Annotated in this window: 4 protein-coding genes; 1 reads left to right on the top strand and 3 read right to left on the bottom strand. The window is 59.7% G+C overall.

The features are described from left to right. The 3 genes from BIS10_RS17010 to BIS10_RS17020 form a co-directional block, all read right to left on the bottom strand. A partial coding sequence (locus tag BIS10_RS17010) for an iron chelate uptake ABC transporter family permease subunit (RefSeq protein ID WP_253507058.1) occupies positions 1-868 on the bottom strand: 868 nt, incomplete at its 3' end. A 26-nt stretch (positions 869-894) separates the two neighbouring features. Next, on the bottom strand, positions 895-1,863 hold the full coding sequence (locus BIS10_RS17015; RefSeq protein ID WP_074210230.1) for an iron ABC transporter permease: 969 nt from the start codon (positions 1,861-1,863) through the stop codon (positions 895-897). Positions 1,864-1,919: 56 nt separating this feature from the next. Continuing rightward, the gene (locus BIS10_RS17020) at positions 1,920-2,855 is read right to left on the bottom strand and encodes an ABC transporter substrate-binding protein (RefSeq protein WP_253507061.1); all 936 of its coding nucleotides are present in this window, start codon (positions 2,853-2,855) and stop codon (positions 1,920-1,922) included. A gap of 289 nt (positions 2,856-3,144) precedes the next feature. Here BIS10_RS17020 and BIS10_RS17025 point away from each other — a divergent pair, with 289 nt between their 5' ends. Beyond that, entirely contained in the window at positions 3,145-5,274 is a 2,130-nt protein-coding gene (locus tag BIS10_RS17025) for a TonB-dependent receptor domain-containing protein (protein ID WP_253507064.1), read from the top strand. Positions 5,275-5,507: the final 233 nt, after the last annotated feature.

Genomic DNA, 5,507 nt, shown 5'->3' on the forward strand with positions numbered 1-5,507 from the left:
GCACCACTGAAAGTAACAGCACCTGCAGCCGCCGCGCTTTCACAGCGGTGCCCAAGCCACTGGCGATGGCATCCTTAAAGCGCAGCAGCGTGAGCGAGCGGGCCAGCGCCAGCGCGGCCACTAGCCCAAGCGCCAAGCCAATACCCAATAGCTGTACCGCGCTTGCCGGGCGGGCATTGAGGGAGCCGACGGTCCAGGGGTAGGCGGCGTTGGCGGTATCAATCGCTACCCGCGCCAACATCAGCTGCGTGACCGCGCCAAAAACAGCGCCCACGCCGATGCCCGCCACGATAAAGCGGTAGCCCTGGGTGCCGCTGCCTGCGGCCAAGCCAAAAGTGAGCACGGCGGCGGTGGTCGCCCCCGCCAGCGCCATGGCGGGCGGGGCGATGCCTACCCCCAAGCCAACAATCGAGGCCACCGCAAAGGCGGTGGCACCGTTATCGATACCGATGATGCCGGGGGTCGCCAAGCGGTTACGGGCCAGGGTTTGCATTAATACCCCGGCCAGCGCAAACGCAGCCCCAGTGAAACAGGCAGCGATCAGGCGAGGTAGGCGCAGCTGCTGCACCATAAACGCGGTCATTCTATCGCCTTGCCCCAGCAAGGAAGCCACCACCGCATTGGGAGAAAGCGTTACGCTGCCCAGGCTTAAATAGAGCACGCAAGCGGCCATCAGTGCGGCACTCAACCCGATATTCACCGCCACAGCGCGCTTTTCCAGCAGCACGCTCACCCCATAACGGGGCAGCGCAGCGCGCCAGTAGCCCTGCGGGGCAGCCACCGCCTGGGCGCTCGGCTCTTCTTGATAAGCGGTGGATGTGCGGGGCAGTACCACACCGCTCATCGACTGTTTTGCCGTCATTTTCATAGCATCAGATAACCAAAGAGAGTGCGTTAGAGCATCGGCAGGCGCTTGGCCCGCACCACCGCAATCAGCACCGGCGCGCCGCATAGCGCGGTGAGCACGCCCAAGGGCAGCTCGGAGGGAGCAACGACGACACGGGAGATAATATCGGCGGTAAGCACGATCAGTGGGCCGACGGGCAGGCAGAACCAGAGCGTGCGGCGAATATCCGGCCCGGCGATGGCCCGCGCCACAAAAGGCACTACCAGCCCCACAAACGCAATCGGCCCGGCAATAGCGGTGGCCGCGCCGACTAATAGCGCCACGCAGCCCACCGCCAGCCAGCGAATCAGCCCAGGGTGGTGCCCTAAACCGCTGGCGGCCCGCTCCCCTAGCGCCAGCGCGGCCAGCGGCCGGGCAATCAATACAACGCCCACTCCTGCTACCAGCAGGCTGGGCAGCACGGCCCATAAATCGTCTAGCCGCCTACCCGCCAAGCTGCCCACCACCCAAAAGCGAATCTCATCGGCGGCGCGCTGGTCGTAGAGCAGCATCAGTGCGCTGAGCGAACCGAGCAGCCCGGAAAACGCTGCCCCCGCTAACACTAAGCGCACCGGGTCGCTCCCCACACCGCGCAGCCGCGCCACGCCGAGCACGCACACGCAGCCGATCAGCGCCCCTAACTGGGCCACGGGAATGCGTAAAGTGGCCGCGCTGGCCCCTAACACCAGCGCCAGGGAAACAGCAAACGCAGCGCCTGCGCTCACGCCCAACAAGCCCGGCTCGGCCAGCGGGTTGCGGGAAACGGCTTGCAGCAGCGCCCCCGCTACGCCCAGCGCCACGCCAACGGCAATACCAATTAGCGTGCGGGGGGCGCGCAGCTCCCAGACGATAAAGCGCGCTTCCGCGTGATCACTACCGCTTAGCAGCCCTAACACTTGGCGGGGGCCAACGCTGCCTGCGCCTATCAACAAACTAACGACGCTCACCGCCACAAGGGCGGTGAGCAGAATCAGCATCCAGTGTCGGGATGAGCAGCGCCACCTGGCGCTACTTCCAGCCTTGGTAAGTAGCATCACGGCAATAACGCATTCTCGATGTCATCCAGAATCGCCTGGGCCGCCAGCGGGCCGTTGGCACTGCTCCAGAGCTGGCCGTTGACCGGCACCACTCGTTCGTTCTGTACCACGTTCAAGCGGTTGAAGGCGGGGCTCTGTTTGGCGCTATCTAGGGCGGCTTGGCCGTCATCATTTAGCGTGGCCAAAAACAGCCAGTCGCCGTCTACCTGAGAGAGGTTTTCAAGGCTTAATACGTCGCTGTGCACGCCCCGTTCACCGATCAGCTCGCCGCCTTGCACATCCAGGCCGACGCGCTCTAACAGGCCGGTGGCAATCAGGTTTTCCGACATTACCATGGGGCCGCCAGGCATCCAGCGCACCAGATAGGCGTTGATGCCCACGTCGGCGTCAGCTACTGCGTCTGACATAGCGTCGACCCGCTGATCGACGGCGCTGATCGCTTCCTCAATGGCCTCTTCCTGGTTCAAAGCCTGGCCGAATAAGCGCGCTTCGGCTTCCCAGTTATCGGCCGCTAGCGGTTGCGTGTGGGGCACCACAGTGGGAGCAATTTGCGATAGCAGTTGGTACTGCTCCTCCGGAAGCTGTGCTGCGGCTAGAATCAGGTCCGGCTGCTGGGCCAGCACTGCTTCAATATTAATTTCCCGCACGACGCCCACAATTTCAGGGTGTTCGAGCTCGTTCGCACTGAGGTAGTCGGTCACGTACTCTGCCACGTTGTCGCCGCCACGGGTGGTTACCGCCCCTACCGGGGTCACGCCCGCCGCCAGCGCGGCATCCAGCGCACCTTCATATAGGGTGACTACACGCTCTGGGTGATCAACAACCTCAACGTTGCCGTAAGCCGTCTCCAGCGTGCGCGCTTGGGCGGTGCCCACCAGCAAGCCGCCCATCAACATTCCCAGTAAACCGCGCTGCAGTAACGTGTGTCGCATGTGAGCCTCTCCTGATTAACCGTTAATCCAATAGTAACGATTCTCAAAAACACTTGCACTCCTATTACATCGAATGCGGTGTTGCAGTTACTGCAACGTTAGGCTGCCCATATTAGCTAGCGGACTAACAACCTTTATAGGCAAGCGCTCCCCATCCGGCACTGTTCCATTAACAGCAACACCATGTTCGATCAAACCATCTCGCAAGTGGGAACTTTTCTTCTTAGAATCCGCAACTCATTTGATAATCAGTTTCATTAGCAAACAATACTCATATCAGGGGATCGCCATGCCACGCTTTACTCGCACCGCCCTCGCCAGTGCCATCGCGCTTAGCGTTACTGCGGCGGCTAATGCGCAAGAATCAGCGCAACTGGATAACATTGTTGTCTCTGCCAGTGGGTTTGAGCAGGCAATGGTGGATGCTCCGGCGAGTATCTCGGTTATTTCCAGAGAAGAGCTTCAGCGCGAACGCATTACCAGCGTGGCTGATGCACTGCGTAATGTAGAAGGGGTAGATGTCGGCGGTTCGGTGGGCAAAACCGGCGGCAGCAATATCAGCATTCGCGGTATGCCCAGCGACTACACGCTGATCCTGATTGATGGCCGCCGCCAAAATGCGGCTGGAAGCGTCACGCCTAACGGTTTTGGTGAAACCTCGACCAGCTTCTTCCCGCCGGTTTCCAGCATTGAACGTATTGAGGTAATTCGCGGGCCGATGTCGACACTGCATGGCTCTGATGCCATGGGCGGCGTGATCAACATTATTACCCGCCGAGTAGATCGCGAGTGGGTTGGCTCTGTCGGCGTCGAGAGTACTTTTAATGAAGATCGTGACTTTGGCGACCGCCGTGAAATCAATCTCTACACCAGCGGCCCGCTGGTAGAGGACACGCTGGGCGTTCAACTGCGCGGGCGTTTTTATGAGCGTGACGCATCAGAGCTTGTCTACACCGACGCTAACGGCAACCCGGTTGAGGTGAGCCAGCGCGGCCCTAGCCCGGTAGAGGGCGATGTGTACAACCTGGGCGGCAAACTAACCTGGACGCCTAACGACAGCCACGACCTTTGGCTGGATGGGGAGGTGAACCGCCAGCGCTACAACAACGACGAGTGCCAACTCGGTACGTTGGACGGCCGCACCCGCAGCTGTGCGCCCAACCCTGGCGTGGCAAACGGCTATGCCGACGAGCTACGTTTCGAGCGGGAACAAGTGGCTATCGGCCATACTGGGCGCTTTGCCTCTGGCACGCTGGAATCGAGCCTGATGCGTAACACCACGGAAACCACCGGCCGCACCATTCCCGGAGAAGAGGGTGTTGCCTATGAGGGCTTCCCCAGCATTATTGGCGGTGCCCCGCGTAAGCTGGAAACCACCAATACGGTACTGGATAGCAAGTTTATTATGCCGCTGGGTAACCACATGACCACCGTTGGCCTACAGTGGTGGGATGCTGAGTTGGATGATGGCTTGGCCAATGAGACTTTCGAGCAAACCACCTGGTCGCTCTTTGCGGAAGACGAGTGGATGCTGCGTGATGATCTCGCGCTGACGCTGGGCGGCCGCTACGACCATCACGATGCGTTTGGCAGCCAGTTCAGCCCCCGCAGCTATTTAGTCTGGAACACCACGCCGAACTGGACATTAAAAGGCGGTGTGAGCCGTGGCTACAAGACCCCGACCCTGAATGACCTTCACTCGGGTATTAACGGGGTGACCGGCCAGGGCACGATCCTGACGATCGGCAACCCGGACCTTGAGCCGGAAACCAGCACCAGCAGCGAAATCGGCGCGCACTACGATAGTCAAACAGGCTTTACCGCCAGCGCGACGCTGTTCTACAACCAGTTCGACGATAAAATTGCCAGCGGCAACGATATCCTGATTGAAAACGACCCGCTTATCCCGGATGGCGTGTATAGCCAGGACGTGAATATCGATGAAGCGGTGACTCAGGGGGTTGAGCTCTCCACCAGCTATCAATTCACACCAGATTGGCGCTTATCCGCTAATTACACCTACACCGATAGCGAGCAGAAAAGCGGCAATAACCGTGGCGAACCGCTAACTGATACGCCCGAACACGCGCTGAACGCCACGCTGCGTTGGCAGGCGACACCGAAGCTAGATACTTGGCTCTCTGCCGAGTACCGCAGCGAGCGCTATCGCAACCGTGAACGTGTTAGGGGCGCGCCCTCCTTCGCTGACCTGGGGGATTTCAAAGCCTACTCGCTGTTTCACCTAGGCGGCAGTTACGCGTTTACCGACCAATTTAACGTCAGCGCCACCCTCTACAACTTATTTGATAAAGACTTTGTCGACTACCGCGCCTACGGCGATGGCACCAGCTTCGGCAACGTTTACGCCAACAGCGAAGAGGGTCGCCGCCTGTGGCTCTCTGCTCGCTATGAGTTCTAAACAGACGCCCATGTAGTTTCACTTACTGTTTCAATGCTCACTTGCTGCCCCGGCTACGCACCGGGGCTTTTTTATGTTTTTTGTGGATCGCCTCAGCAGTAGCTTCCCTCTATAGCGACAATTCATGGTTTTAATATATCCTGAATCCGTGAGACCGGCCCCCGGAAGCACTTCTAACCCACTGACCTGCATGGCAATATAGCCATTATCGCCATTCACCCAGACAGTGCCAT

It is taken from the genome of Halomonas sp. 707B3 (genome assembly GCF_024158645.1).
GTDB classification, from domain to species: Bacteria; Pseudomonadota; Gammaproteobacteria; order Pseudomonadales; family Halomonadaceae; genus Vreelandella; species Vreelandella lionensis.

Excerpts from the sequence above, each read along its gene's own strand:
- BIS10_RS17020 (WP_253507061.1), bottom strand. The coding sequence starts at position 2,855 with ATGCGACACACGTTACTGCAGCGCGGTTTACTGGGAATGTTGATGGGC.
- BIS10_RS17015 (WP_074210230.1), bottom strand. The coding sequence starts at position 1,863 with ATGCTGATTCTGCTCACCGCCCTTGTGGCGGTGAGCGTCGTTAGTTTG.
- BIS10_RS17025 (WP_253507064.1), top strand. The coding sequence starts at position 3,145 with ATGCCACGCTTTACTCGCACCGCCCTCGCCAGTGCCATCGCGCTTAGC.